Annotated in this window: 2 tRNA genes; both read left to right on the top strand. The window is 44.2% G+C overall.

Annotated elements, in window-relative coordinates:
• Positions 1-79: 79 nt before the first annotated feature.
• A tRNA-Lys gene (locus ACZ2V4_RS11860) sits at positions 80-152 on the top strand.
• A 20-nt stretch (positions 153-172) separates the two neighbouring features.
• Positions 173-247: transfer RNA gene (locus ACZ2V4_RS11855), tRNA-Gly, on the top strand.
• Positions 248-249 lie beyond the last annotated feature (2 nt).

The raw sequence follows: 249 nt of genomic DNA, 5'->3' as shown, positions 1-249 counted from the left end.
CGGAATAGCTCAACTGGTAGAGCAACTGACTTGTAATCAGTAGGTTGAGGGTTCAAGTCCTTTTTCCGGCACCATTTTTGAGCCATTAGCTCAGTTGGTAGAGCATTTGACTTTTAATCAAAGGGTCAGAGGTTCGAATCCTCTATGGCTCATAATTATTTTTAATAAGTGCGCGAAAGTAGTTCAGTGGTAGAATACAACCTTGCCAAGGTTGGGGTCGCGGGTTCGAATCCCGTCTTTCGCTCCATT

Source organism: Macrococcus sp. CoH-51_TC_04 (assembly GCF_058188655.1).
Note: the sequence above shows the minus strand (reverse complement) of the source record. Positions and strands in the feature narration are given on the sequence as shown.